This window comes from Litoreibacter meonggei, assembly GCF_003663885.1.
Lineage (GTDB): Bacteria > Pseudomonadota > Alphaproteobacteria > Rhodobacterales > Rhodobacteraceae > Litoreibacter > Litoreibacter meonggei.
Map to the genome: position 1 here is coordinate 126,301 of NZ_RCCE01000001.1, position 25,416 is coordinate 151,716.

Annotated in this window: 21 protein-coding genes; 17 read left to right on the forward strand and 4 right to left on the reverse strand. The window is 56.9% G+C overall.

The features are described 5' to 3' along the window. Positions 1-146: 146 nt before the first annotated feature. Positions 147-2,093 carry a 4Fe-4S binding protein gene (locus tag BCF46_RS00545; RefSeq protein WP_121020684.1) on the forward strand — a complete coding sequence of 649 codons (1,947 nt, stop codon included), beginning with the start codon at positions 147-149 and terminating at the stop codon, positions 2,091-2,093. Here the strand turns inward: BCF46_RS00545 and BCF46_RS00550 are convergent. After that, entirely contained in the window at positions 2,087-2,812 is a 726-nt protein-coding gene (locus BCF46_RS00550; RefSeq protein WP_121020686.1) for a hypothetical protein, read from the reverse strand. The two genes, BCF46_RS00545 and BCF46_RS00550, sit on opposite strands and share 7 nt — an antisense overlap. Before the next feature lie 95 nt (positions 2,813-2,907). On the opposite strand from BCF46_RS00550, the gene BCF46_RS00555 reads away from it, so the two are divergent. The 15 genes from BCF46_RS00555 (at position 2,908) to BCF46_RS00625 (ending at position 18,813) form a co-directional block, all read left to right on the forward strand. Then, complete coding sequence (locus BCF46_RS00555; RefSeq protein WP_121020688.1) at positions 2,908-3,099, forward strand: DUF6494 family protein; 192 nt, start codon at positions 2,908-2,910, stop codon at positions 3,097-3,099. Further along, positions 3,100-4,155, forward strand: coding sequence for an Mrp/NBP35 family ATP-binding protein (locus tag BCF46_RS00560; protein ID WP_121020690.1), 1,056 nt, complete (start codon positions 3,100-3,102; stop codon positions 4,153-4,155). It begins immediately after the preceding gene. After that, positions 4,152-4,856: a biotin/lipoate--protein ligase family protein gene (locus tag BCF46_RS00565; RefSeq protein WP_121020692.1), complete on the forward strand. Its 705-nt coding sequence runs from the start codon at positions 4,152-4,154 to the stop codon at positions 4,854-4,856. The genes BCF46_RS00560 and BCF46_RS00565 overlap by 4 nt, the downstream gene beginning before the upstream one ends. 1 nt (position 4,857) lies before the next feature. Then, the gene (locus BCF46_RS00570) at positions 4,858-5,352 is read left to right on the forward strand and encodes a DUF6505 family protein (protein ID WP_121020694.1); all 495 of its coding nucleotides are present in this window, start codon (positions 4,858-4,860) and stop codon (positions 5,350-5,352) included. 227 nt (positions 5,353-5,579) lie between these two features. Further along, positions 5,580-7,172: an ABC transporter substrate-binding protein gene (locus BCF46_RS00575; RefSeq protein WP_121020696.1), complete on the forward strand. Its 1,593-nt coding sequence runs from the start codon at positions 5,580-5,582 to the stop codon at positions 7,170-7,172. Between the two features lie 73 nt (positions 7,173-7,245). Then, positions 7,246-8,355 carry a M24 family metallopeptidase gene (locus tag BCF46_RS00580; protein WP_121020698.1) on the forward strand — a complete coding sequence of 370 codons (1,110 nt, stop codon included), beginning with the start codon at positions 7,246-7,248 and terminating at the stop codon, positions 8,353-8,355. Beyond that, the gene (locus BCF46_RS00585; protein WP_121020700.1) at positions 8,349-9,356 is read left to right on the forward strand and encodes an ABC transporter permease subunit; all 1,008 of its coding nucleotides are present in this window, start codon (positions 8,349-8,351) and stop codon (positions 9,354-9,356) included. Before BCF46_RS00580 ends, BCF46_RS00585 begins: the two co-directional genes overlap by 7 nt. Further along, positions 9,356-10,261, forward strand: a complete 906-nt coding sequence (locus BCF46_RS00590) for an ABC transporter permease subunit (protein WP_121020702.1) — start codon at positions 9,356-9,358, stop codon at positions 10,259-10,261. Before BCF46_RS00585 ends, BCF46_RS00590 begins: the two co-directional genes overlap by 1 nt. A 3-nt stretch (positions 10,262-10,264) precedes the next feature. Further along, entirely contained in the window at positions 10,265-11,242 is a 978-nt protein-coding gene (locus tag BCF46_RS00595; RefSeq protein ID WP_121020704.1) for an ABC transporter ATP-binding protein, read from the forward strand. After that, entirely contained in the window at positions 11,239-12,195 is a 957-nt protein-coding gene (locus BCF46_RS00600) for a dipeptide ABC transporter ATP-binding protein (protein WP_121020706.1), read from the forward strand. Before BCF46_RS00595 ends, BCF46_RS00600 begins: the two co-directional genes overlap by 4 nt. A gap of 670 nt (positions 12,196-12,865) precedes the next feature. Then, a complete protein-coding gene (locus tag BCF46_RS00605; RefSeq protein WP_121020708.1) occupies positions 12,866-13,147 on the forward strand; it encodes a DUF4212 domain-containing protein in 282 nt (93 codons plus the stop codon). 4 nt (positions 13,148-13,151) lie between these two features. Then, on the forward strand, positions 13,152-14,951 hold the full coding sequence (locus tag BCF46_RS00610) for a sodium:solute symporter family protein (RefSeq protein ID WP_121020710.1): 1,800 nt from the start codon (positions 13,152-13,154) through the stop codon (positions 14,949-14,951). 95 nt (positions 14,952-15,046) lie between these two features. Continuing rightward, positions 15,047-16,873 (forward strand): DUF294 nucleotidyltransferase-like domain-containing protein, encoded by a 1,827-nt coding sequence (locus tag BCF46_RS00615; RefSeq protein ID WP_121020712.1) that lies wholly within the window; start codon positions 15,047-15,049, stop codon positions 16,871-16,873. Between the two features lie 19 nt (positions 16,874-16,892). After that, positions 16,893-17,414 (forward strand): hypothetical protein, encoded by a 522-nt coding sequence (locus BCF46_RS00620; RefSeq protein ID WP_121020714.1) that lies wholly within the window; start codon positions 16,893-16,895, stop codon positions 17,412-17,414. Position 17,415: 1 nt separating this feature from the next. Beyond that, positions 17,416-18,813, forward strand: a complete 1,398-nt coding sequence (locus BCF46_RS00625; protein ID WP_121020716.1) for a 3'-5' exonuclease — start codon at positions 17,416-17,418, stop codon at positions 18,811-18,813. Positions 18,814-18,868: 55 nt separating this feature from the next. Here the strand turns inward: BCF46_RS00625 and BCF46_RS00630 are convergent, their stop codons facing one another. Further along, positions 18,869-19,357, reverse strand: a complete 489-nt coding sequence (locus BCF46_RS00630; protein ID WP_121020719.1) for a peptide-methionine (S)-S-oxide reductase — start codon at positions 19,355-19,357, stop codon at positions 18,869-18,871. Between the two features lie 51 nt (positions 19,358-19,408). After that, entirely contained in the window at positions 19,409-20,656 is a 1,248-nt protein-coding gene (locus tag BCF46_RS00635; protein WP_121020721.1) for a cation:proton antiporter, read from the reverse strand. 568 nt (positions 20,657-21,224) lie between these two features. Here BCF46_RS00635 and lhpI point away from each other — a divergent pair. Beyond that, positions 21,225-22,937 (forward strand): cis-3-hydroxy-L-proline dehydratase, encoded by a 1,713-nt coding sequence (lhpI, locus tag BCF46_RS00640; RefSeq protein ID WP_121020723.1) that lies wholly within the window; start codon positions 21,225-21,227, stop codon positions 22,935-22,937. Positions 22,938-22,952: 15 nt separating this feature from the next. On the opposite strand, the gene BCF46_RS00645 is transcribed toward lhpI, so the two are convergent. Continuing rightward, positions 22,953-25,388, reverse strand: coding sequence for a GcvT family protein (locus tag BCF46_RS00645; protein WP_121020725.1), 2,436 nt, complete (start codon positions 25,386-25,388; stop codon positions 22,953-22,955). Positions 25,389-25,416: the final 28 nt, after the last annotated feature.

The window sequence follows — 25,416 nt, forward strand, 5'->3', positions numbered from 1 at the left end:
CAGCACACCAGCTTGACTTCTTCGCACGCGCAGCATTTCGGGCTGATGGGTCAATCAGGGAGAATTGTGGTTTACGTCAGGAAAGAATCGCGGCTAGCCTGCTGAGTGCGCAGCCTTTTTCGGCCCGCGCCAAAGGGGACCCAAAGATGGCGAAGAAGCTCATTCTATGTGATTGCCTCGGCTCCCAAGCCGTGGATGTCGATGCTATTTCAAAAGGCAGTGGGTTAGCCTGCTCGAAGCTCTATACCAGCCTTTGCGTGGACCAGATTGACGAGGCCGCCAAGGAAATTTCTCAAGGCGACATAATCATCGCATGTCAACAAGAACGCCAACGATTTGAAGAGCTTGCCGACGAGTTGGACACCGACACCCCCGGCTTCGTCGACCTGCGCGACCGTGCTGGCTGGGGTGAAGGCAACGCAGCTTCGAAGATGGCGGCGCTGGCCGCAGAGGCCGCGCTTTCAATCCCCATGGGCAAGTCGATCGATGTGATCTCGGAAGGGACCTGCCTGATCGTCGGTGACGGCGCCGCGCTACAAGCCGCGGCTGATCTATGCGACATGCTCGCTGTGACGGTGCTTTTGTCGGACGCAGACGAAGTCCCAACCGACCGCAGATTTGATTGCGTCGTCGGCTCCCTTCACAGCGCGACGGGGGCGTTGGGCGGGTTTACCGTAAAGTTCAACGGATTGCGTCAGATCACGCCCGGCGGACGAGGTGCATTCACCCTGAGCGATCCGCAAGACGGCGCGATGTCGGATTGTGACGTCATCCTAGACCTCAGCGGCTCCCCCGCGATGTTCCCTGCGCCAGAAAAGCGCGAAGGATACCTGCGCGCCGACCCGACACACGCGCCGTCCGTAGCCAAAGCGGTCCTTGCAGCGTCGCAGCTTGTTGGAACATTCGAGAAACCCCTATACGTGCGTCTTGAGCCCACCCTGTGCGCCCATAGCCGCGCCGAGCAGCCCGCCTGTTCGAACTGCCTGAACGTCTGCCCGACAGGTGCGATCACCTCCGCCGGCGAGCATGTTACTATTGACCCGATGATCTGCGCGGGCTGTGGATCATGTTCTGCGGTCTGCCCGTCCGGCGCGATCAGCTACGACGCGCCATCGGTGGAGACTGTGTTTCGACGCTTGACCACGCTCAGCACAACTTACCGCGATGCAGGCGGGCAAAACGCACGACTGCTGGTCCATGACGGGTCATTTGGCATGGAGATGATCTCGCTGGCCGCGCGTTTCGGGCGGGGATTGCCATCACATGTCATCCCATTGGAAATTGACGCGTTGTCCGGCTTTGGACATGCGGAGATGTTGGCGGGCTTGGCCTGCGGGTTTGGGCATATTGATATACTCCTATCCCCCAAAACCGAGTGGGATGTTATCGAGGCGGAAGCCGCTTTGGCCAAAGCCTTGGCCAATACCGAAGCCATACAACTTATGCAGCCCGCAGACCCCGACGCCCTGACTGACTACCTTTACGGTGAGACAACCGCGCCCGTCACATGCGAACCGATCTTGCCGATGGGCACACGGCGGCAGGTCGCGCGGTTGGCGGCGAAGGCCTTGCAACCAGACACAGAGATCGTGGAGTTGCCGGAAAACGCGCCCTACGGGGCTGTTCTGGTAGATACAGATGCCTGCACGTTGTGCCTGTCTTGCGTGTCACTCTGCCCGTCAGGCGCGCTCGGCGACAACCCCGACATGCCGCAGCTGCGCTTTCAGGAAGATGCGTGCCTGCAATGCGGGTTGTGCAGCAATATTTGCCCGGAAAATGCGATCACCTTGCAACCACAAATGGACTTAACGGACGCCGCCTTCAATCAGCGCGTGCTCCATGAGGAAGAACCTTTCGCCTGCATTGAATGCGGGGGCTTGTTCGGAGTGAAGTCGACGGTCGAAAAGATCACCGAGAAGCTGGCAGGCAACCACCCGATGTTCGCCACGTCCGATGCCGCCAAGATGATCCAGATGTGCGACAACTGCCGTATTCAGGCGCAATACCATTCGCAGGACAATCCGTTTCAGGGGGGCGAACGCCCACGCGTTCGAACCAGCGAAGACTACTTCTCAAAGCGCAAGGATCACTGAGATTGGATAGGTGCGCCAAGATCGGCGGGCGCGATAGACGCGACGTAGGCGGTGATCGCCTCGATCTCTTGCAACGTGACCTCAATTGGCGCAATGGGCGACGGAAGGTGAGCCGCGAACGGCTCGGTAACATCCGCGACTTGCGTGAATGCCGGATGAGGTTTGAGCAAGAAGAACGTCTCGAATCGCTCCTGCCAGTCGGGGAAATTGCGCATCAAGCCGAAAGACGGCGTGGAGCCAATGGCATTCATGCGATTGGTCTCGTTGACGACATGGCACCGCCCGCAGCGCGTCAGGCTGACCCGTTCGCCCAAAGCCGCGTCACCTGTCACAGCCACGGCTTGTACCTCGACCGCCACACCAATATCAGCGCTGAAAAGCGCATCGCCGTCTGGCGCGAACGCCTCGATGGTCCGTTTGCCGACATCAGACAGCAGCCAGTCATGGAACGCGTCTGTGTACGGCCCAGCGGTTTTGTCCAAATGCCAAAGTGTATCGCCCTGACGAAACACCGCCGTTCCCCCTGCCCCGAATGCGGCATCGCCTACCTCGGTGCTGGTCGTAATGCGGATACCGGTTTTCAGCGAAAACCGCGGCAGCAGGTGTTTCATAAATCCCGTCTCGACCAGCGCGTCCGGCGTTTGCAAAGTGAACGCTTTATCTTGCGACAGCGCCGGTGTGACGATCAAGGCCGCGACCAAAGCCAGATATTTGAACATTTCATCTGCTCCGATCTGTTGCGTCAGGTTGCATGTCAGCCTAGGGGCGCTAGGATCGGATCGTCAACATTTTCGGTAAATAAAGGGGCAAGGCCATGAGCGAAGACTTCAACATGTCGATGCGAAAATTTCTCAAACAGGTCGGGGTTACCTCGCAGCAAGCCATTGAGGAAGCGATGCGTAAATCGGGCGATACCTCGGGAAAGAGTTTCGAGGCGAAGATGGTGTTGACCGTTGATGGAATCGAGCTCGAACACGTCGTGACCGGCAAGATCGAAGGCGCATAAATGGCGCTGTCCCGCGAAGACGTTCTCGCTTGCTTAAAGGCGATCAAAGCACCGTCCGGCACCGACCTTGTAGAAGCCGGATTGGTCCGTGCACTGAATGTGGACGGCGATGCCGTGCGATTTGTCATGGAGGTCGACAATCCGGAACCCTTTATGGCGGTCAAGGAACAGGCGGAGCAGGCCCTGACAGCGTTGGGTGCCAAATCAGTCTCGATCGTGATGACCGCGCATAGCAAGCCAAGCGCGCCACCCGACCTGTCGGCTGGCCGCAAGCCTGAGCCTGCGGGGCCGGAAAAGATACCGGGCGTTGATCGGATCGTCGCAATCGCGTCAGGCAAAGGCGGCGTTGGCAAATCAACCGTCGCGGCAAACCTTGCCTGCGCACTCGCCGCAGAAGGCCGCCGCGTTGGGCTGCTTGATGCCGATGTCTACGGCCCATCACAGCCGCGTATGCTGGGGGTGTCGGGTCGGCCGCAAAGCCCTGACGGAAAGCTGATTTTGCCACTGCGCAACTTCGGCGTGACGATGATGTCCATCGGGCTGATGACCAATGAGGATCAGGCCGTGGTTTGGCGTGGTCCAATGCTGATGGGCGCGTTGCAACAGATGTTGACCCAAGTGCAATGGGGCGCGCTGGATGTGCTGATCGTGGACCTGCCGCCCGGCACCGGGGACGTGCAGATGACATTAGCGCAGAAGGCACATCTGGACGGTGTGGTCATCGTGTCCACCCCGCAGGACGTGGCACTTCTGGATGCGCGCAAGGGCATCGACATGTTCAACCAAATGGGCACACCGATCATCGGCATGATCGAAAACATGAGCACCCATATCTGTTCCCAATGCGGGCACGAAGAACACGTCTTCGGCCATGGCGGCGTGAAGTCAGAGGCGGAAAAGCTGGGCGTACCACTGCTCGCTGAAATCCCTCTGCATCTTGATATCCGATTGGCGGCAGATGGAGGCGCACCGATTGTCGTCTCCAAGCCAGAGTCCACACAAGCTCAAGGATTTAGAACGGTCGCCAAGGCCTTGGTTGCGGATGGAAAGGCATGACGACTCCGAGCTTTCCACCGCTGTTCAGCGGATTAGAGGTCGAGGGTCAGATCGACCCATTCGAGAAGGCCTGTGTAGAGGCGGCCCGCGGCTGCGACGCGGGGTTGGTTGTCTATAACCTTGGCGCGAACAAACTACGCGCGGCGTTGGTCTTTGCCCCAGACGTGGTTTTGGCGGATGCCATGGCGATGATGCCTCTGTGCGGCGTCGGGTTTCAAAATGCGCTGGGGGCGTTGGCCCCGCCCGAAGTGTCGGTGCATCTTGACTGGGCGGGTGGCCTACGGATCAACGGTGCCACCTGCGGCCAGTTGCGCGTGGCGGCGTCGAGAACAGATCCGACCCTTGAGCCGGATTGGCTGGTTGTTGGCCTCGAATTACCGCTTTGGCCGGAAAACGATGATCCCGGCATCATGCCCGACCAGACCACGCTCTATGCCGAAGGATGCGCGGACGTGAACGCGGCAGAGTTGCTCGAGTCTTGGGTGAAACACACATTGGTCGGCATCAACACGTGGCTGGATGAGGGTGTTGGACCCTTGCACAAGGAATGGCGCGGGCTGGCCTTTGGTATCGGGGAAGACACAAAGATGGATGGCAAAGCAGGCACATTTCTAGGTGTGGACGAGCAATTTGGAATGCTGCTGCGTGATGCCGGCACAACCAACCTTATCCCCCTGACACATCTTCTGGAGGGCACCTGACATGATGCTGGCGCGCGCGATCCATTTCGACGAAAGCGACATAAATGTCTTTCATTCACCTGCCCGAACGGGGGAATGGTGTATCGCTGGCGGGTTCGAGTTTTCCAACTGGTCAGAGGCCGACCTGACCGGCAAGGCGCGGCAGGCCTTCTCCAATGGCTGGCTCGGGGCCGAAACCTTTGGCCGCGTGACTTTCGTGGCGGTAACGCAGATCGAACCGGTAGAGTTTGACGCCCTCAAGACCGCGTTGGCGCAGCATTTTGTACAGATGTACGGCGCGCCCTCGGTGGAAGCCGCAGCCCAGGTTGCGGAGGACGAACTGCGCCATATGGCGGAACTGTGCGAGGATCAAGACGCCAACACCCTGCTCACAGTGGCGCGTGAACTTACGGATGCAGGCGTTAAAGAGAGCTTTCGCATGATCGAGCCGCGTGATGCGGGACTGGATCAATTCGCCATCCACGGGTCGTTGGATGAAGAGCCGCATAGCCACTAGCGCGTTGGTGTCATTGTCAATTCACCAGCCTGCGCGCAATCGGATAAAAGTGAGCCTTGGCAAATCTCTACATCCGTGATCGTATGGCAAAATTCACAACCGATTTGCTCAGGTGCCTGAACTTACAACAAGAATAGCGCAGATCAATTCGGCGGACCTAACAACGCACTGCAATACCCGCAGCGCATTGGACGGTCACAAATATGAAAAGACAGTTGGAGGAAAACATGTCTCTCAGACTTAAACTAGCAACCGGCATTTTGCTGAGCGGGATCGCCGCATCAGCAGCATCCGCGCAATCACTGGTATATTGCTCAGAAGGCTCACCAGAAGGGTTTGACCCGGCCCTGTATACAGCCGGCACCACATTCGATGCGTCGAGCCACCCGATTTACAATCGATTGACCCAATTCAAAGTCGGCACAACCGAGGTTCTTCCTGGCTTGGCTGAAACTTGGGACGTTTCGGAGGACGGTAAAACGGTGACGTTCAACTTGCGCAAAGGCGTGAAGTTTCACTCCAATGACATGTTCAGCCCGTCGCGTGACTTCAACGCCGACGATGTGATCTTTACATTCGAACGCCAGAAGAACGCTGACCACCCGTACAACAAGGTCTCTGGCGGGACATGGGAATACTTCGGCGGCATGTCGATGCCTGATCTGATCGACAGCATCGAAAAAGTTGACGACTACACAGTCAAATTCAACCTCACCCGCCCCGAAGCACCGTTCATCGCAAATATGGCAATGGACTTCGCGTCGATCCAGTCTGCGGAATACGGCGATGTCATGATGGAAGCAGGCACCCCCGAGATGATGAACCAGGCGCCTATCGGCACTGGCCCATTTTCGTTCCAAGCTTACCAAAAAGATGCCGTCATCCGGTATCTGCGCAACGACGATTATTGGGGTGATGCGGCCAAAGTTGAAAGCCTGATCTTCGCGATCACGCCAGACGCGTCTGTTCGCTATCAGAAGGTTCAAGCTGGCGAATGCCACGTCATGGCCTACCCGAACCCTGCCGACATACAAGCGATGAAAGATGATGACGGCATCGTGGTGATGGAGCAGGAAGGTCTGAACGTCGGCTATCTGGCCTACAACACGACTGTTGCTCCATATGACAATCCGAACGTGCGCAAGGCCCTGAACATGGCGATCGACAAGCAGTCGATCATCGACGTGGTCTTCCAGGGGTCCGGCCAGATCGCCAAGAACCCGCTGCCACCGACCATGTGGTCCTACAACGATGCCGTGAAGGATGACGAATACAACCCCGAGAAAGCCAAAGAAATGCTGGCGGCCGAAGGTGTTGAAGGTCTGAACCTGAAGATCTGGGCGATGCCAGTGCAGCGCCCCTACAACCCCAACGCCCGCCGCATGGCAGAGCTGATGCAGGAAGATTTTGCAAAGGTTGGCGTTACGGTTGAGATCGTGTCCTATGAGTGGGGCGAGTATCTGTCACGCTCGAAAGAGTTGGATCGTGACGGCGCAGTCTTGCTGGGTTGGACAGGTGACAACGGCGATCCTGACAACTTCCTTGCAGTTCTGCTTGGTTGTGACGGCCGTGAAGCCTCTAACCGCGCACAATGGTGCCACCAGCCGTTCGAGGACCTGATCCAGAAGGCCAAGGTTCTTCCAACGCAAGCAGAGCGTCAGCCTCTCTACGAAGAAGCGCAAGTCATCTTCAAAGAGCAAGCTCCTTGGGCCACGATCGCACACTCGGTTGTCTACATGACCATGCGTCCAGAAGTTGATGGCTACATTGTTCACCCGCTGGGTGGCCACATCTTCAACCAAGTTGGCCTGTCGCAGTAAGCTACACCTGAAAACTAGGGGCGGCGCGATAAGCGCCGCCCCCTGACTTCCCTAAAAAGTTGGCAGGACCAGAGTGACACAATCCCTACATACCCGTCTTGCAGACTATGCGACCATCGCAACTAAGCTTGGCGTGGACGCCGTTGCCCTTGTGCCCGGCCCGAACTTCGCCAGAGCCGTCATGCACCCGTTTATGAGCCATGAACGCCCCTTTATGCTGGTCGTTCCCGCCAGCGGTGCGCCTGCGGCCCTTGTACCGAATTTGGAACTTCGCAGTTGGGATCTTGTCGGCTTTGACGGCGCCGTGTTCGACTGGCGCGATCAGGACGGCTACGACGCCGCCTTTAAGGCGCTGACCGATCACCTCGCTATTTCCTCGCTCGCTGTCGAAGGACAAGTGATGCGTGTGTTCGTCCACCACGCATTACTGCGCGCGCAACCTGATTTGACCATCATTGACGCCGAGCGCGAAATATCCGCACCTCGTATGATCAAGACCCCTCAAGACATTGACGCGCTGAAAGGTGCAATTGCCATCTCGGAGCGGGCATTGGCGCGGACCCTCGAGAGTGTTCGCCTCGGCCAAACCGAAAAAGAGATCGAGCAAACCTTGATCCAAGCGCTGTTCGCGGAAGGCGCCGAAGACCAAGCTTTCAGCCCTATTGTTGCCGCAGGCGACGGCTCTGCGCGACCTCATGCCAAGGCGCGGGCGGACTATGCCGTCAAAGCTGGCGACGCCCTCCTGCTGGATTTCGGCGCCCGCAAACATGGCTTTGCCGCCGACATCACCCGCACGGTGTTTCTGGATCATGCCACAGATGAGGGCCAAGCGGTCTATGACACCGTCCTGCGCGCCAACCTCAAAGGGTTCGACGTCACCCGCGCTGGCGTGACGGCCCACCAGATCGACGACGCCGTGACAGGTGTGCTGGAAGCCTCTCCCTATGCGGACCGCATCCGAACGAAAACGGGCCACGGGCTTGGTCGCGACGTGCACGAAGCCCCCTATATTATGCGCGGCAACCACATGACGCTACCGGCTGGAACCGTCTACACCAATGAACCCGGCCTGTACGAAATCGACAATTTTGGCGTCCGCATCGAAGATGATGTGCTAATCACTGAAGACGGTTGCCTCTCCCTCACCCAGTTCCCGAAGGATCTTACGGTGCTCAAATGCTGAACTACGTCCTAAGCCGCCTTCTGACATTTATCCCGACATTCATCGGGGTAACGTTGATCTCGTTTGCATTCATTCGCGTGTTGCCGGGTGATCCGATCATCGTCATGGCAGGCGAACGCGGGCTGACAAAAGAACGCTACGCCGAGTTGGAAGCACAATTTGGCTTCGACCGCCCCATCTACACGCAGTTCTGGGAATATCTCACAGGCGTGATGCAAGGCGATCTGGGCAATTCTTTCGTAACCAAGCGCCCGGTCTGGGACGAGTTCTTTACATTGTTCCCCGCCACGTTGGAGTTATCGGCCTGCGCAATGATCTTTGCCGTCGTTCTGGGCTTGCCAGCGGGTGTGATTGCCGCTGTGAACCGCGGGAAGTTCTTTGACCGCGCGCTGATGTCTACGGCTCTTATCGGCTATTCAATGCCGATTTTCTGGTGGGCGCTGCTGCTGATCATCGTCTTCTCCGGCAATCTGCAATGGACGCCGGTTTCGGGGCGTATTTCGCTGGTTTACTACTTTCAGGACGCGACAGGATTCATGCTGATCGACAGTCTCGCATCCGGTCAAAAGGGTGCGTTTGCGTCAGCAGTCAGTCACCTTGTTCTGCCCACAATCGTTCTTGGAACCATACCGCTTGCCGTCATCGCACGTCAGACGCGTTCCGCGATGCTAGAGGTATTGGGCGAGGATTACATTCGCACCGCGCGTGCCAAAGGGCTTTCACCGGGCCGCATTAACGGCATTCACGCGCTGCGCAACGCCTTGATTCCGGTCATCACGGTCATCGGTCTGTCTGTGGGCACCCTGCTTGCAGGCGCGATCCTGACCGAAACGATCTTTAGCTGGCCCGGTATAGGCAAATGGATGGTCGATAGTATTTTCCGCCGCGACTACCCGGTGGTTCAGGGTGGGTTGCTGCTGATTGCCGTTATGGTGATGGTCGTAAATCTGACCGTGGACATGCTCTATGGCGTCATCAACCCTAAGATACGGAAACGCTGATGTCTGATACCGTCGCAACCGAAATCGAAGAAATCGCCGAGCGCCCAGGTCGTCTGCGTGAATTCTGGTTCTACTTTCGCGAAAACCGCGGTGCCGTCATCGGCCTCTGGATATTTGCGGTGTTTGCGTTTCTCGCCTTGTTTGGCCCGTGGATCGCCCCACATGATGCCACCGCCCAATTCCGCGAAGCCACGCTTCAACCTCCCTTTTGGCAGGACGGCGGCAACCTGACTTATCCGTTAGGCACCGACCCGTTGGGGCGCGATATGCTGTCTCGGTTGATTGTTGGCGCGCGCTTTTCGTTCTTTGTCGGAGTGGTCGTGGTCAGCATTGCCGCGTCCGGCGGCATCTTGGTTGGGCTGTTGGCCGGGTTCGCCCCGAAATGGCTGGATGCGATCATCATGCGGATCATGGATATTATTCTGGCCTTCCCGTCTCTGCTGCTTGCGCTTGTTCTAGTCGCCATCCTTGGCCCCTCATTGACCAACGCGATGATTGCGATCGCGATCGTTCTACAACCTCACTACGTAAGGTTGACCCGCGCCTCTGTCCTGTCGGAGCTTCAGAAAGACTACGTCACCTCAGCCCGCGTCGCGGGTGCTGGTCTGTTTCGAATGATGTTTGTGACGGTGCTTCCTAACTGCCTTGCCCCGATTATCGTGCAAGCAGCCTTGTCGTTCTCGACCGCGATCCTCGACGCGGCAGCGCTTGGCTTTCTTGGCATGGGCGCGCAACCGCCTACCCCGGAATGGGGTACCATGCTGGCCGAGGCCCGCGAATTTATCCTACGCGCTTGGTGGGTGGTAACCTTCCCCGGCCTTGCGATCCTTGTCACCGTGTTGGCCATCAACCTGATGGGCGACGGTCTGCGCGATGCGCTTGACCCCAAACTGAAACGGAGCTGAGCCATGTCCCTTTTGCGCATACGGAACCTCAGCGTCGATTTTGCGACCGCCTCCGGCCAGTTTCGTGCGGTTGATGCTGTCGATCAGGACGTCGACACGGGCGAAATCCTTGCCATTGTTGGCGAAAGCGGCTCTGGCAAATCGGTGTCGATGCTGGCGATGATGGGGCTGTTGCCTTGGACCGCCACCGTGACGGCCGATGAGATGACATTTGATGGCCATAACCTTCTAACCATGAGCTCCGCCGAGCGGCGTAAGATCGTCGGCAATGACCTCGCGATGATCTTTCAGGAACCCATGTCTTCGCTGAATCCGTGCTTCACAGTCGGCTGGCAGATCAAGGAGGCCCTGCGCATCCATCTAGGGTTGGGTCGCGCAGAGCGTCAGACCCGCGCTGTGGAACTGTTTGAACAGGTTGGCATTCCCGACCCCGCCAAACGTCTGTCGGCCTTCCCGCACCAGCTGTCGGGCGGTATGAACCAACGCGTCATGATCGCGATGGCGATTGCCTGCAAACCAAAGCTGCTAATCGCCGATGAACCTACGACCGCGCTGGACGTCACCATTCAGGCCCAAATTCTCGACCTGTTGGCTTCCTTGCGCGAAGAGACCGGGATGGGGCTTGTGCTAATCACCCATGATATGGGCGTCGTCGCCGAGACCGCCGAACGTGTCAGCGTACAATACGCGGGCCAGAAGATCGAAGAACAGGCCGTCGAGCCATTGTTCAAGACACCGTACCATCCCTATACCTCTGCCCTGCTGGATGCCCTGCCAGAGCGCGCGACGGAGCGGCTTTTGCCAACGATCCCGGGCGTCGTGCCCGGTCAGTTCGATCGCCCCGCCGGTTGCCTATTCTCGCCGCGCTGCAAGTTCGCGGATGCAACCTGCAAATCCACCGCGCCAAAACCCTGCAGTGCCGAGCTAGGCCATGCGCGCTGCCACTATCCCTTGAATACTGACCAAAGGATTGCGTCGTGACCCAACCCGTGATCGAAGCCAATGCGCTCCAGCGGCACTACAATGTCAATGGAGGGTTGTTCCAACCTCCGCAAACGCTAAAGGCAGTGGCGGGGCTTGATTTCAAACTTTCCCCTGGAAAAACCCTTGCCGTCGTCGGCGAAAGCGGTTGCGGAAAATCAACTCTCGCTCGGATGGTCGCGATGATCGAAGAGCCCACCGCAGGCGAGCTGACCATTGATGGCAAGCGGGTTCTTCCGGAACATTGGGCCGATCTGCGCCAATCCGTCCAGATCGTCTTTCAAGACCCGTACGGATCCTTGAATCCGCGACACCGCATCGGGGCGATCCTTCAGGAACCTTTGGTGATCAACAAGCCGGATCTGTCGCGCGAAGAGCGTGAAGCAAAGGCCCGCGAAATGCTGAAACTGGTCGGCCTGCGTCCGGAACATTTCGACCGCTATCCCCACATGTTCTCGGGCGGTCAACGGCAGCGGATTGCTGTTGCCCGCGCCTTGATGCTTGATCCAAAGGTTTTGGTGCTGGACGAACCAGTCTCGGCCTTGGACCTATCCATCCAAAGCGCCATCCTGAACCTGCTGACCGAATTGCAGGATCGGCTGCAACTTGCGTATCTGTTTATCAGCCACGACCTGTCGGTCGTGCGTCACGTCGCCGATGATGTGATCGTCATGTATCTGGGCCGTGCAGTTGAACGCGGCTCGAAAGAGGCGCTTTTTGCTGCACCAAAACATCCATATACCAAGGCGCTTCTGTCAGCCACGCCACGGGCCAATCCAGCGGCGGAAAAGGACCGGATCAAACTGACTGGGGAATTGCCATCCCCCCTGTCCATTCCCGACGGCTGCCCGTTTGCCCCAAGGTGCTGGAAAGTTCAGGATCGATGCAGAGCAGAGCAACCAACCCTAAGCCACGATCCGCATAGTGCGGCCTGCTTCTTTCCAATGGATTGATCGGGGCACTGTCAAACGCTCGCCTTGCCAGTTTACGTCCTCGCCCGAGCCACGATTCGGGGTAAATCACACTGTCCTGTATTCAGTTGCAGCGCGGCCAAGCGTCCTATTGAACATGCAGGAAGCCGCTGGCTCAAAACCGCGCTTTTTGTTGAGGCGCTAACATAAGCACCCCGACAGAACCGCCTAACAGACATCGCTTTGAGTTTGTATGGATTTGGCAACTTGCCGCAGGTTAAATTTACAAATCCGAATAGTGTGTGAAAATAAATTTACAAAATAACTCTTCTAACACACGTAGATAGTCCATTTTTTACACGCCATGACGTAGCGTTACGCGCATCGCCCGCAGGAAAACTTGACCTTTATGGTCGAAATTTGCCCTGCCGGCATGGGCTTGAGGAGACTGAGGTGGACCCCATTGGAAAAACAGACAACCCCATGTGTAGCATGCCGACGCTACTTATTGGGGCTGATCAATTCGTCTCGCCTCACGCAGCGCTGATCGCCGAAAATACGTGTTCGCCTCACCAAGAGATGCACGGAAGCTAACGTATCAGACAGATGACCGACCCCAGTATTACGAGTGCCCAAAACCATAGAAACCCAAACGTCGACGCCATGATGCCGACGTACCGAGTTTGACCAATAACTAAGGAGGAGCGCCACTATGGCGGATCAATCAACACACACGAAGGCTGCGGCGGACGGTGCTGGCTATTGGACAGCCAACATCCGTATCATCGTCATCAGCCTTATCATCTGGGCGCTGGTGTCCTTCGGCTTCGGCATCCTGCTGCGCCCGATGATCTCGGGCATTTCCGTTGGCGGCACCGATCTGGGCTTCTGGTTTGCCCAGCAGGGTTCGATCCTCGTCTTTCTAGCGCTGATCTTTTTCTATGCATGGCGCATGAACAAACTCGACCGTGAATACGGCGTAGAGGAGGACTGATCTGATGGACCAGTTTACAATTAACCTGCTGTTTGTGGGCGCGTCCTTCGCGCTTTATATCGGCATCGCGATTTGGGCCCGTGCGGGTTCCACATCTGAATTCTACGCGGCTGGTCGGGGTGTTCACCCTGTCACCAACGGCATGGCGACGGCGGCGGACTGGATGTCGGCGGCGTCGTTCATCGGGATGGCCGGTCTTATCGCGTTTACCGGCTATGACAACTCGACCTTCCTGATGGGTTGGACGGGTGGCTACGTTCTGCTGGCGCTGCTGCTTGCCCCTTATCTGCGCAAGTTCGGCAAATTTACCGTGTCCGAGTTTATCGGTGACCGCTTCTATTCGCCGACCGCACGCATCGTGGCCGTGATCTGTCTGATTGTGGCATCGACCACATATGTGATCGGGCAGATGACAGGCGTGGGCGTGGCTTTTGGACGGTTCTTAGAAATCTCCAACACATCCGGTCTGTTGATCGGTGCTTGTGTGGTGTTTGCCTACGCGGTTTTTGGCGGCATGAAAGGTGTGACATACACCCAAGTGGCGCAATATGTCGTGCTGATCATGGCCTACACAATTCCAGCTGTGTTCATCTCGCTGCAACTGACGGGCAATCCTATCCCGGCGCTTGGCCTGTTTGGTGAAACCGCGGCTGCGGGTGGTGAAGGGTCTGTTTACCTGCTGCAAAAGCTTGACCAAGTCGTAACCGAGCTTGGCTTTGCCAGCTACACAGAGGCGCATAAAGACAACCTGAACATGGTTCTCTTCACGCTGTCGCTCATGATTGGTACAGCCGGTTTGCCCCACGTCATCATGCGCTTCTTCACAGTTCCAAAAGTGTCTGATGCCCGCTGGTCCGCTGGCTGGGCACTGGTGTTCATCGCCTTGTTGTACCTGACAGCCCCGGCTGTTGGCGCCATGGCGCGTCTGAACATCACCAACCTGATGTGGCCAAATGGCACAAGCAATGAGGCTGTTTCGGTCGAGGCTATCCAAAACGATAGCGAGTACAACTGGATGCTGACGTGGCAGAAAACCGGTCTTCTCGACTGGGAAGACAAGAACGGCGACGGCAAAATCCAGTACTACAACGACCAATCCGACGCGATGGCTGCTAAAGCTGCGGAAAATGGCTGGGAAGGCAACGAGCTGACCAAGTTCAACCGCGACATTCTTGTGTTGGCGAACCCTGAAATCGCAAGCCTTCCAAGTTGGGTTATTGGTCTTGTGGCGGCAGGTGGTCTGGCTGCGGCGTTGTCCACAGCGGCGGGTCTGCTACTGGCGATCTCGTCAGCGGTCAGCCACGACCTTATGAAAGGTCAGCTGACGCCTAATATGTCCGAAAAGTCGGAATTGTTGTCGGCGCGGATTGCCATGGCGGTTGCCATTGGTGTGGCGACGATCCTCGGGCTCAATCCTCCGGGATTTGCGGCGCAAACCGTGGCCCTTGCCTTCGGTCTGGCTGCGGCGTCGATCTTCCCGGCCTTGATGATGGGCATCTTCTCCAAGCGCGTGAACAACGTAGGCGCTGTGTCGGGGATGCTGGCGGGCCTTGGCTTCACGCTGGTCTACATCTTCCTGCACAAGGGCTGGTTGTTCATCGCGGGCACCAACTCCTTCCCTGACACTGTTGACGGCTCGCTCTTGGGCATTCAGTCGACAGCGATCGGTGCTGTGGGTGCGATCATCAACTTTGCGGTGGCCTACATCGTCTCGATGTCGACGGCGGACACCCCGCAAGAGATCAAAGACCTTGTCGAAAGCGTCCGTGTACCAGCTGGTGCAGGCGGTGCGGTCGACCACTAAAACAATCGGGCCAGCGGCATTTAGCCCGCTGGCCCCTCCTTCCCTGTTCAAATATACTTGAGGGCATCTAACACGCTCTGATTGCGGGACATTTCATGACCGACGCCGCCCTCTCTTTTCTCGCTCACCTACATCCATACGATACGCTTCCCGAGGCAACGCTCGTCTCGGTGGAAAAGCGGACCGAGTGGATCGACGCGCCCAAGGGCACCGAGATATACGGTGTCGGCGACACTCTAAAAGGTCTCTACATTGTTACGAATGGTAGCGTGTGCGTGCGTGATGACGCTGGCCATGAAATCTCTCACCTTCAACGCGAAAACTCGTTTGGCGAACGCGGGCTTCTACGCAATGGGCTTGCTGTCACCTCCGCACGCGCCGAAGAAGATAGCCAGCTGATCTGCATTCCCCCGGACGTCTTTCACAAACTGCGGGCCGAGCACGACGCTTACCGCCGTTTCTTCGACCGGACGCGGTCAGATGACACCAATGAAGCCGCCCTTGCTTTCGATCTGACGAGTGTTCGGGTCGAGACGCTGATGGTCCCTGATCCCGAAACTTGCGCGCCGTCATTATCAATTCAAGCTGCCGCTCAGCAAATGCGTGACCTTCGAATTTCGTGCCTGTGTGTTACGGAAGAAGACGTGCTTGTCGGCATCCTCACGCTGCGCGACCTAGCGAGCAAAGCTCTGGCCGAAGGTCTGGACTACGCAACGCCCGTCGGCGCGGTCATGACCCACAGCCCGCGCACTTTGCCGCCCTCCGCTATCGGATCCGACGTGCTGCATATGATGATGGAGCACAAGCTGGGGCATCTTCCGATTGTCTCTGGGAAACAGCTGATCGGCATCGTCACACAAACTGACCTGACGAGGTTCCAGGCCTCGAACACCGCTGGATTTGTCGCAGAAGCCGCAGAGGCTCAAACCGCTGACGCCTTGGTCAATGTCACAAAACGCATTCCTAACCTGCTGGTTCAGTTGGTTGCGGCAGGCAACCGGCACGATGTCGTGACCCGCATGATCACCGACATTGCGGATGTGGTGACGCGCCGTTTGCTGAAGCTGGCCGAAGACAAATTCGGGCCGCCGCCCGCGCGCTACGTCTGGCTGGCCTGCGGCAGCCAAGGGCGGCAGGAACAAACTGGCGTATCTGATCAGGACAACTGCCTGATCCTTGAGGACGATTTGAGCGAGACCGCCCTCGCCTATTTTGAGCCGTTCGCACAGTTTGTCAGTGATGGTCTGAACGCTTGCGGCTACGTCTATTGCCCGGGCGACATGATGGCGACGAACCCGCGCTGGCGGCAGCCTTTGTCGGTCTGGCGCGAGTATTTCCAACACTGGATCAAAAGCCCCAGCAAAGAGGCGCAGATGCTGGCCTCGGTCATGTTCGACCTGCGCCCAATTGGTGGCGACGCCAGCCTGTTCGAGGGGCTGCAAACCCAAACGCTTGAGGCCGCCGCGGCCAATTCGATTTTCACCGCCCATATGGCGAGCAACGCGCTGACCCACGCAACGCCGTTGGGGTTGTTGAAGGGGTTGGCCACGATCCGCTCCGGCGAACACCGCAACACCATCGACATGAAGCTGAACGGAGTTGTGCCTGTCGTTGATCTGGGCCGGATGTACGCGCTGCAAGGCAAGCTGGATGTGGTCAACACCCGGGCCAGACTGGAAGGGGCTATTGCGGCGAAGGCTGTCTCGCAAAGTGGCGGGCAGGACCTGCTGGATGCCTATGATCTGGTGGCGCAAAGCCGTTTGGACCATCAGGCGGCACAAATCAAACATGGCAAGACACCGGACAATTTCCTGCCACCGGCAGAGTTATCGGCGTTCGAGCGCAGCCATCTGCGTGACGCGTTTGTGGTCATCAAGACGATGCAATCCGCGCTGATGCAGGGGCGCGGCGTGCTAGGGTAACGAAACAAGGGAGGGGCGTATGTTCTTTGAACTCATCGGCACGATCGTGGCGGGCGCGGCTGCGGCCCTTCTTGTGTGGGCAATCAACCGGACGTTGAAGGGGCGGCTGCCCAATTGGCTCATCCCCGCCGCTGCTGGTGTCGCAATGTTGCTCGCGACGATCTCCAGTGAATATGGCTGGTTCGGACGCGTTAAGGCAAACATGCCCGAGGGATTGGTTGTCGCTCAGACCATTGAAGAGACCAAGTTCTATCGCCCTTGGACCTATGCCAAACCCTTCGTTGCGCGCTTTGTGGCGGTGGATCAGGTTTCGGTTCGGACCCATCCAGCGCAACCTGACCAGCGGATCGTCGACTTGATATTCTATGGCCGGTGGTCGCGAACCGCAAAGGTGCCAATGCTGTTTGACTGCGCCAACGCCAAGCGGGCCGATGTGGTCGACGGCATCGAGTTCGGCACGGATGGCGATGTGGTGAATGCCCAATGGCGTGCCATAGAGCAAGACGACCCAATCCTGAAAGCTGCCTGCGAGACTTCATGACATGACACATCTCAGCCTCCGCCTGCGCATCTTCTTGTTCTTTTGCCTTATCGGCATCGGTGGCATAGTGGTTGTTCTGGGTGCGCTCTGGCTGGGATATCGTCAACTGGGCAATCAAGACGCCCTGTCGGCATTCACAACCGTTGCCATCGTCGCTGCCTTCGGGTTGCTGGCCCTCGCAACCTTCATCTGGCGGCTTTTTGATGAAAACGTCAGCAAACCGATCGAGCATCTGGCGGCCCAATTCCGTGTCCATGCCAATGCAGATATCAACGCAGATATAGACGCGAAAACCGCGCAGTATCTGGGCGATCTGGCCCCTGCCGCCTCTGCCATCCGCCAAAAACTCGAGCAGGCCAATCAAGCCACTGCGGAGACCGTTGCCCAGAAAACCGCGCGGCTCGAACGTCAGCGCGCCCAGCTCCTGCGAATACTGTCAGACATTCCTGTCGCGGTTATCGTTGCAACGCAAGACCACCAGATCGTTCTCTACGACGGACAGGCCGCCGAGCTGATGGAGTGTGAAGCACCCGCGCGCCTGAACGGGTCCGTTTTCGACTATCTGGAGGAATCAGTCCTCCGCGAAATCCTGTCGCAGATGGAAGCCGACGGGACCCACAGGCGCGAGATAGCAATCAAAGGTCGTTCCGGCGCAAATTACTCGGGGCATATCCGCCTCTTCGAGGCCGGCGCTGGCTACACGCTCATGCTAGAGCCGCTCGCGCCTTATGCCGAACGCCCGTTGGTCTATGATTTCGATCTGCTACAAAAAAGCAAGTCGACCGATCCAAACGACACCGCGTTACGCGATCTGACCTTCGTCGTCTTCGACAGCGAAACGACTGGGCTTGACCCCAACAAAGATGACGTCGTGCAGCTTGGTGCGATCCGTGTCGTCAACGGTAAAATCATCGCGACAGAGGTGTTCGAAACACTGGTAAATCCGGGCCGCCCTATTCCACCCAGTTCAACCAAAGTGCATCACATCAACGATGGTATGGTCGCCGAAGCGCCGCCGTTTTCACAAGCCCGCGCTGCGTTTCATCGCTTCTCACGGGGGGCAGTTATCGTCGCACATAACGCGCCTTTCGACATGGCCTTTCTCCATCGTGACACCGCTGCCGAAGACCTTCAGTTCGACAACCCTATCCTTGACACGGTGCACTTATCCGCTGTGGTTTTCGGCGGCTCTGCAGAACATACGTTGGATGCTATCTGCGATCGGTTGGACGTGGAAATACCGACGGAATTACGACACACAGCTTTGGGCGATGCGATGGCCACCGCGCAGATACTTGTCGCACTGCTACCGATCCTCGAAGCGCGGGGACTATGCAGTTTTGGCGCGGTCCAAGCAGAAGTGAGAAAGCATATCAGAATATTGAAAGTTCAAGACTAACCGCAAAGCTTGCCGACCGAGGCCACGCAAGGACCCTGAGGTTGCGGTTTATCGGCTAGGTATTCGCGGGATGACAATATCGACTGAATTGTTGCCTGATCTTACTCAATTTCGGATTAATGTAAGCTTTACAGAAAGGCTTATCGGCGTTCGATCTGTAATAATCTCGAAACTGTTCCGGCGACGGTTTGAAGCCGTTAAATGGCAGGACGATTGTAATAATCGGAGCCTCAAAGTCCTTTTGAAATGCTTTGATCTGGCCTTGGACAACCGCCGCTTGGCTCTCGGAATAAACATAAACCGCGCTACGGTATTTATCGCGCATTTTGTGCAGGGACGTACTGGCATGGGTCAGAACATGCACATTGACCAAGATCTCAAGCGGAATGAGGTCAGGGTTAAACGTAACAACAACCGCCTCGGAATAGCTCTCATGCGGGGCGAGGGATTTGATATGTCCTTGCTCCACATTGTAGACACCCAGAAGCGCTTGGAACACTGCTTCGGTGCACCAGTGACAACCACCACCAAAGCCGATTTGCATCTGGTTCACTGAATTACAATCAGCGCGAGTATTGCCGTTTTCACGTGAGGTTTATCCATCGGTTTCTCCGGTCACGTCGGACTTGTCCCGAGCGGCATGGCCAATCCATTTTGAAAGCGGGGCCGCGGAAACACCGTGCAAAATGATCGACAGGAAAACCGTCATCGAGACACAGGCCAGCAGTTCCTGTTCTCCGGGGAACTCGAACTCGTCCATCATAATAAGTGTGAAGAGGATGGAAGCCAGACCGCGTGGCCCAAACCAGCCCAAGAATAGCTTTTCATGTAGGGCAAGTCCGGTACCCAGCAGGGACAGCCAGATAGGCAACATCCGCACGATCGTCAGGAACAGCACGGCCAACACAACGGCCTTCCACGTCATGTGTTCTAATCCATCCGGCAAGAGCAGCGCCCCAAAGACGAGAAACGCGAACATCGTCAAAAGTTGTCCGACCCCTTCCATGAACTCCCCAATGAAGTGAATTTCATGTTTGTAGGTATTGCCGAACGCCATGCCCGCGACAAAGGCTGCGATGAACCCGTTTCCACCAACAATCTCTGACCCGATGAAGGCGGAAAATGCGACGGCTAAAAACGCCACACCACCGGCAGCTTCGGCCATGAGATTTCTGTTTTGGGCGACATCCATCGCCTTGGCAAATCCCCAACCAAACGCGATCCCAACGATTGGCCCCAAAACGACCTGCAACACTGCCGCGAATGCCAGGCCGTCTGTATCTGCGCCCTCCATTCCAGCCGACGCCATAATCGCACCGAATAGAACAAAGGGGAGCACCAGCCCGTCGTTTAACCCGCTTTCCACGTTTATTGTTTGGCGCAATTCCTCCGGCACATCGGGGCTTGAAACAACAGTCTGCCCGAGCGCCGCGTCCGTCGGAGTTAATACAGCTGCGGTCAAAAGCGCCATAGCTAGCCCACTTTCGGGATTTAAGATGTAGGCTACCAACATCCCCAGCCCTACGGTCAGCGGCAATCCGATGACCAACATGCGCAGCGGGACACTGAAGTTCTTGCGCAGCGTTTTAAGACGGACATGGCTCGCGTCTGAAAACAACACGAGCACCAGCGTAATCTCTGCCAGCAGACGTTTCCCTTCGTTCAGAATTTCCGGTTCTGCCGACGCTTCGATAGGCCGAGAAATAATGTAGCCCATGGCCATAAATATGATGGGCAATGTCACGATCGATTTTGCGATCGCATTGGTAAGCAACGAATAAAGAAAAACACCTGCCAAGACAGCCAGCAGGATGAGGTCTGTCGACCAATGCGTTGCGTCCATATCAACCCTCCAATGCAGTTGTTGCTCTTTTAGCCGATAGGTTAGCACGCGTTGCCGCAACACTACCTGCAAAGACTTCTGCACAATTTAGTGCAGGGACATCCACACCAAAGTCGCGGGCGGCTTCATGATCAGCTGAAATCAATCTTGGCGCAGTTGCCGTTTTCGCTCTGCCAATACCCGTACAAACTCTCCAACTCAGGAGCTGTCCATCGGGAACGGTTCATTTCGAAGTTGGGCAGACTAAACAGAAGATGTCGATTACTGGCTCAACCGTTGTCCATGCACCACTAAGCTGAGCGAGCATGAAGACTCCCCAAGCTGGAGGCAACGATGGTCGGTCAGTATTTTCTTGCGCCCCGCCGTTCGTTGATATGGATTGGTAAACGGCCCTACCCAAACTGCTCATAGCTTGGGATATATACTCAGCTGAAGGTTAAGATTTGATGTTGTGTCCCGTTTCATTTCGCACGACAGACCATAAAATCTACGCGGTCTGGCACGATTGTGGTGCGCGTTTAGACCTGATGTTCGCCGACCACGTTCCTCATGCAATAGCAGGCCACACATGACCACTGAACCATCCCGCTCAAACACTCTGCTTGTACAAAACGACACCAAGGGCGAGGTGCTGGCCTGTCAGGAAGGGTTGAGCTTTTGGGGTGGTGTCGACCCGGATACCGGCGTGGTTATTGACGCGCACCACCCCAACCACGGGGCATCGCTTGCGGGTCGTATCGTATTAATGCCAACCTCTCGAGGGTCGTGCAGCGGCAGCGGCGTCTTGTTGCAACTGGCACGCAACGGAACTGCGCCCGCCGCCCTTGTTTTCCACGAAGCCGAGGACATTCTAACTCTTGGTGCGATGATTGCAGCGCTACTTTTTGACAGCCCCGTCGCGGTTCTGCGTGTGGCGCCGACGGTCTACGACGCATTGTCTAAGGTGAGCGTGGCAGAAATTAGAAATAACACACTAGAATTTTCTGATCAGTCGATCCCGCTTTCACGGGCAACGACAGCAGATTTGAGCCTGAGTGATACCGACCTGAATATTCTGAGCGGAGGTGATGGCACCGCAAAAAAAGTTGCGATGGAAGTGATTTGCCTGATGGCAGCAGCACAAGGTGCGCGTGAGTTAATTGATGTTTCACGGGCGCATATCGACGGCAGCATTTTAGCGCATGATGCTAATCTGGATTTTGCGGAGAAGATGCAAAAGATGGGGGCCAGGGTCTGTATTCCAACCACTATCAACGCAATCTCGGTAGATCGGGAGAATTGGAGAACGCAGGGTGTCGTGCCTGATTTTGGCGATAAAGCCAGTCGCCTTGCTGATGCCTACGTCAATATGGGCGCACGCCCGACATTTACGTGTGCGCCTTATTTGCTGGACGACGCGCCCGTAGAGGATGAAGCAATCGGATGGTCGGAATCCAACGCGGTCATATACGCAAATTCGGTACTAGGTGCGCGCACGCAAAAGCACCCAGATTACCTTGATTTGTTCATTGCAATGAACGGCCGCGCGCCAAACACAGGCGTCTATCTGGCCGAAAATCGAGTGCCTGTTTGCGAGCTGCGTGTAGAGTTGCCCGCACATTTTGATGACGCTCTGTGGCCGATGCTTGGGTGGCTGGCTGGCGCAAAATCTCCGAATTGCGTTCCGGTGCTAACCGGGCTTGAAGCCGCATCGCCGACACCAGACGATCTTAAGGCGCTTTGCGCTGCTTTTGGCACAACTTCAGCGGCCCCCATGCTGCATGTACGAGGTCATACGCCCGAAGGAGAGCTAAAGCTTGCCGATCACGCGCAACAATTCAATATCACCCATGCTGATCTGGTTCAGCTTTGGCGGGACTTTAACGTCGCTACTGATCAGATTGATCTTGTCGCAATCGGCAGCCCGCATGCGTCTGCGTCCGAATGTCAAAAATTTGCTCAGCTCTTGGGTGATGCGCATTGTCATTTCGAAACCAAAACGATTGTGACGGTCGGTCGGAAAACCCACGCCGAAATAGCCGCCGAGGGCACGTTAGACCGGCTTCAAAGCTCGGGTGTTCAGGTCATTCCGGACATTTGCTGGTGCTCCATAACGGAACCTGTTTTCCCATCCAGCGCTTCAGTCTTGATGACAAATTCTGGAAAATACGCACATTACGGAAAAGGTCTGACAGGTAGGGACGTCCGATTTGGAAGTTTGGAGGACTGCGCACGATCGGCAATAAGTGGTCGTGCCGATACTGGGTTACCATGGTGGCTAACTCCGCAAACCACGTCTTGATCTGATTGACTTCTCTCAGCATCTGACGTGAAGCAAAGCTTCGTCATAAAGTGCTTTTTCAGAAACAACCGAAGACACAAGCTGCCCCAACAGGTCAATCTGAAGGCAGCACCCGACCTGCGAAAACCGCGCCTCTACGAACGCATAAGCGATGTTTTTTCCAACCCTGTGGCCGTACCCACCAGACGTCACAGTCCCCACAACCGTATCACCAGACATCACGGATGCGCCGCCATGGGCGGGCGCATGATCGCTATCAAGACATAGCGTGACCAGATGTTTGGTCGGCGGCGTCTTAATCCGTTCGACAAGTGCCGCTTTGCCGATGAAATCGGTTTTTTCCATTTGAACGAACCGGTCCAGTCCCGTCTCGAACGGATCGAATTCCGTCAAGAGGTCGGACTTCCAATGTAGATAACCCTTTTCCAGACGCATCGACTCGACGGCATGTGCCCCGAACAAGCGCAGCCCATGCGCCCTGCCCGCCTCGCGCAAAGCAAGGTAGGCCGCGTAAAGAGACGCGTTCGGGATGTGCAGCTCATAGGCCAGCTCCCCCGAGAAGCTGACCAACATAGCCGTCGCAGGCGCAAAGCCAATGAAGCATTCACGAACCGACAACCAAGGAAACGCTTCACGTGACCAGTCAGCCCGACTGACCATCTGCATGACATCGCGCGCCTTTGGTCCCGCCAGAACAAGGATCGTCATGTCATTGGTGAGTGAGGTGATCTGCACGTCCTCATCGGCACCGATATGGGCGGTCAGCCAATCCATATCGTGATATTCGGAGGCCGCTGCCGATCCATACCAGATACGGGCCGGACCACGGTCGGACGCTGGAATATTGGCAATCGTTGCTTCGGCTTTGAGCATGCCGTGGTGGTTCAACAAATAGCCCAACCCCACGCGTCCCTCCTTGCGCGGAAGCCTGCCACAGATCATCCGGTCTAAGAACGACACGGCGTCGGCGCCGGTGATCTCGAGGCGGTTGAAACCGTTGACCTCGCACAGGCCCACCGCATTTTGCACCACGTCGACCTCCTTGGCCACCACGGGAAAGGACTCGTCAAAGTGAAAGCCGTGTGTGACGTGAAAATCCGCCGAGGGCTTGAAAAACTCTGCGCGCTCCCAGCCGTTTACGACGGTAAACTCGGCCCCTTCGGCGGCCAGAACAGGGGTGAGCGGTGTCGTCTTCGCCATGCGGCCCGCTGGGCGATGCTCGTTGGGAAAATGAAAGCGGAATTCGTTTTGGTAGTCCTCAATTGCCTTCAACGCCGTCAATTCCACATTGGCATGTCCGGTGAAACGACGCGGGTCGATGCACCACGTGTCGTAGCACGCCTCGCCATGCACAATCTGCTGCGCCAGAAGCCACCCATGCCCGCCGCCCTCGCCCAAACCGGCGCGCAGGCCAATTATGCAAAAGGCATTTCGCTTTCCCGGGATCGGCCCCACTAAGGGTGCGCCGTCAATCGTGTAGGTGATTGGGCCGTTCACGATGGTATGAATGCCGGCCTCCGTCAGCGCCGGCATCCGCGCGAACGCCCCTTCCAGCACGTCGGTGATCCGGTCCAAATCATCGGGGCACAGTGCATTTACGAAATGCGGGTCGATCCCATCCATGCCCCAAGTCCGGCAATCCTGCTCGTAAAACCCGATCAGCAGGCCGTTCTTTTCTTGCCGGCTATAGTAATCGCTAATGGGGCAGCGCAGCAGCGGCATCCGGTGCCCGGCGTCTCGGATCGCGGGGATTTCCTCTGTCACGAAATACTGGTGTTCCATCGACACCACAGGGTGCTGAACCCCCATCATCCCCCCGACTTCATTGACGCGGTAGCCACACGCATTCACCACGATCTCGCAGGTGATGTCGCCGTGATCCGTATGCACCGTCCAACTGTCATCTTTGTGCTGCGTCAGCGCGGTGACCGGCGTGTTCCGGTACACTTCCGCTCCGGCCTTGCGCGCACGCCTCGCCAAGGCCTGACACAGCTGCGCGGGATCAATGTCGCCGTCGCTTCCATCCCACAGCCCGCCCAGCAAGTTATCGGTTGAAATCAACGGATGACGCCGCGCACATTCAGCGGCGTCCAGCACCTCGAATTCCACCCCCATGCCCCGCGCCATCGAAGTGAAGTGGCGGTAGCCATCCATTTGCGCCTCGGTATTGGCCAAGCGGATACCACCATCGCCATGGTTGTAGCTGACAGGGTAATCAGGATCATCGCGCAGCTCTTTATACAGCTCGATAGAATGCGTCTTCAGACCGACCATGGTTTGGTTCATGCCAAAATTTGTCACCTGCGCGGCCGAATGCCACGTCGTGCCAGACGTCAGCTCGTTGCGCTCCACAAGCACAACGTCCGACCAGCCTTCCTGCGTCAAATGATACAGTGTGGAGCAGCCAGCAATGCCACCCCCGATAACGACAACACGCGCATGCGATTTCATAGGATATCCTCATCATTCTTCTTTGAGA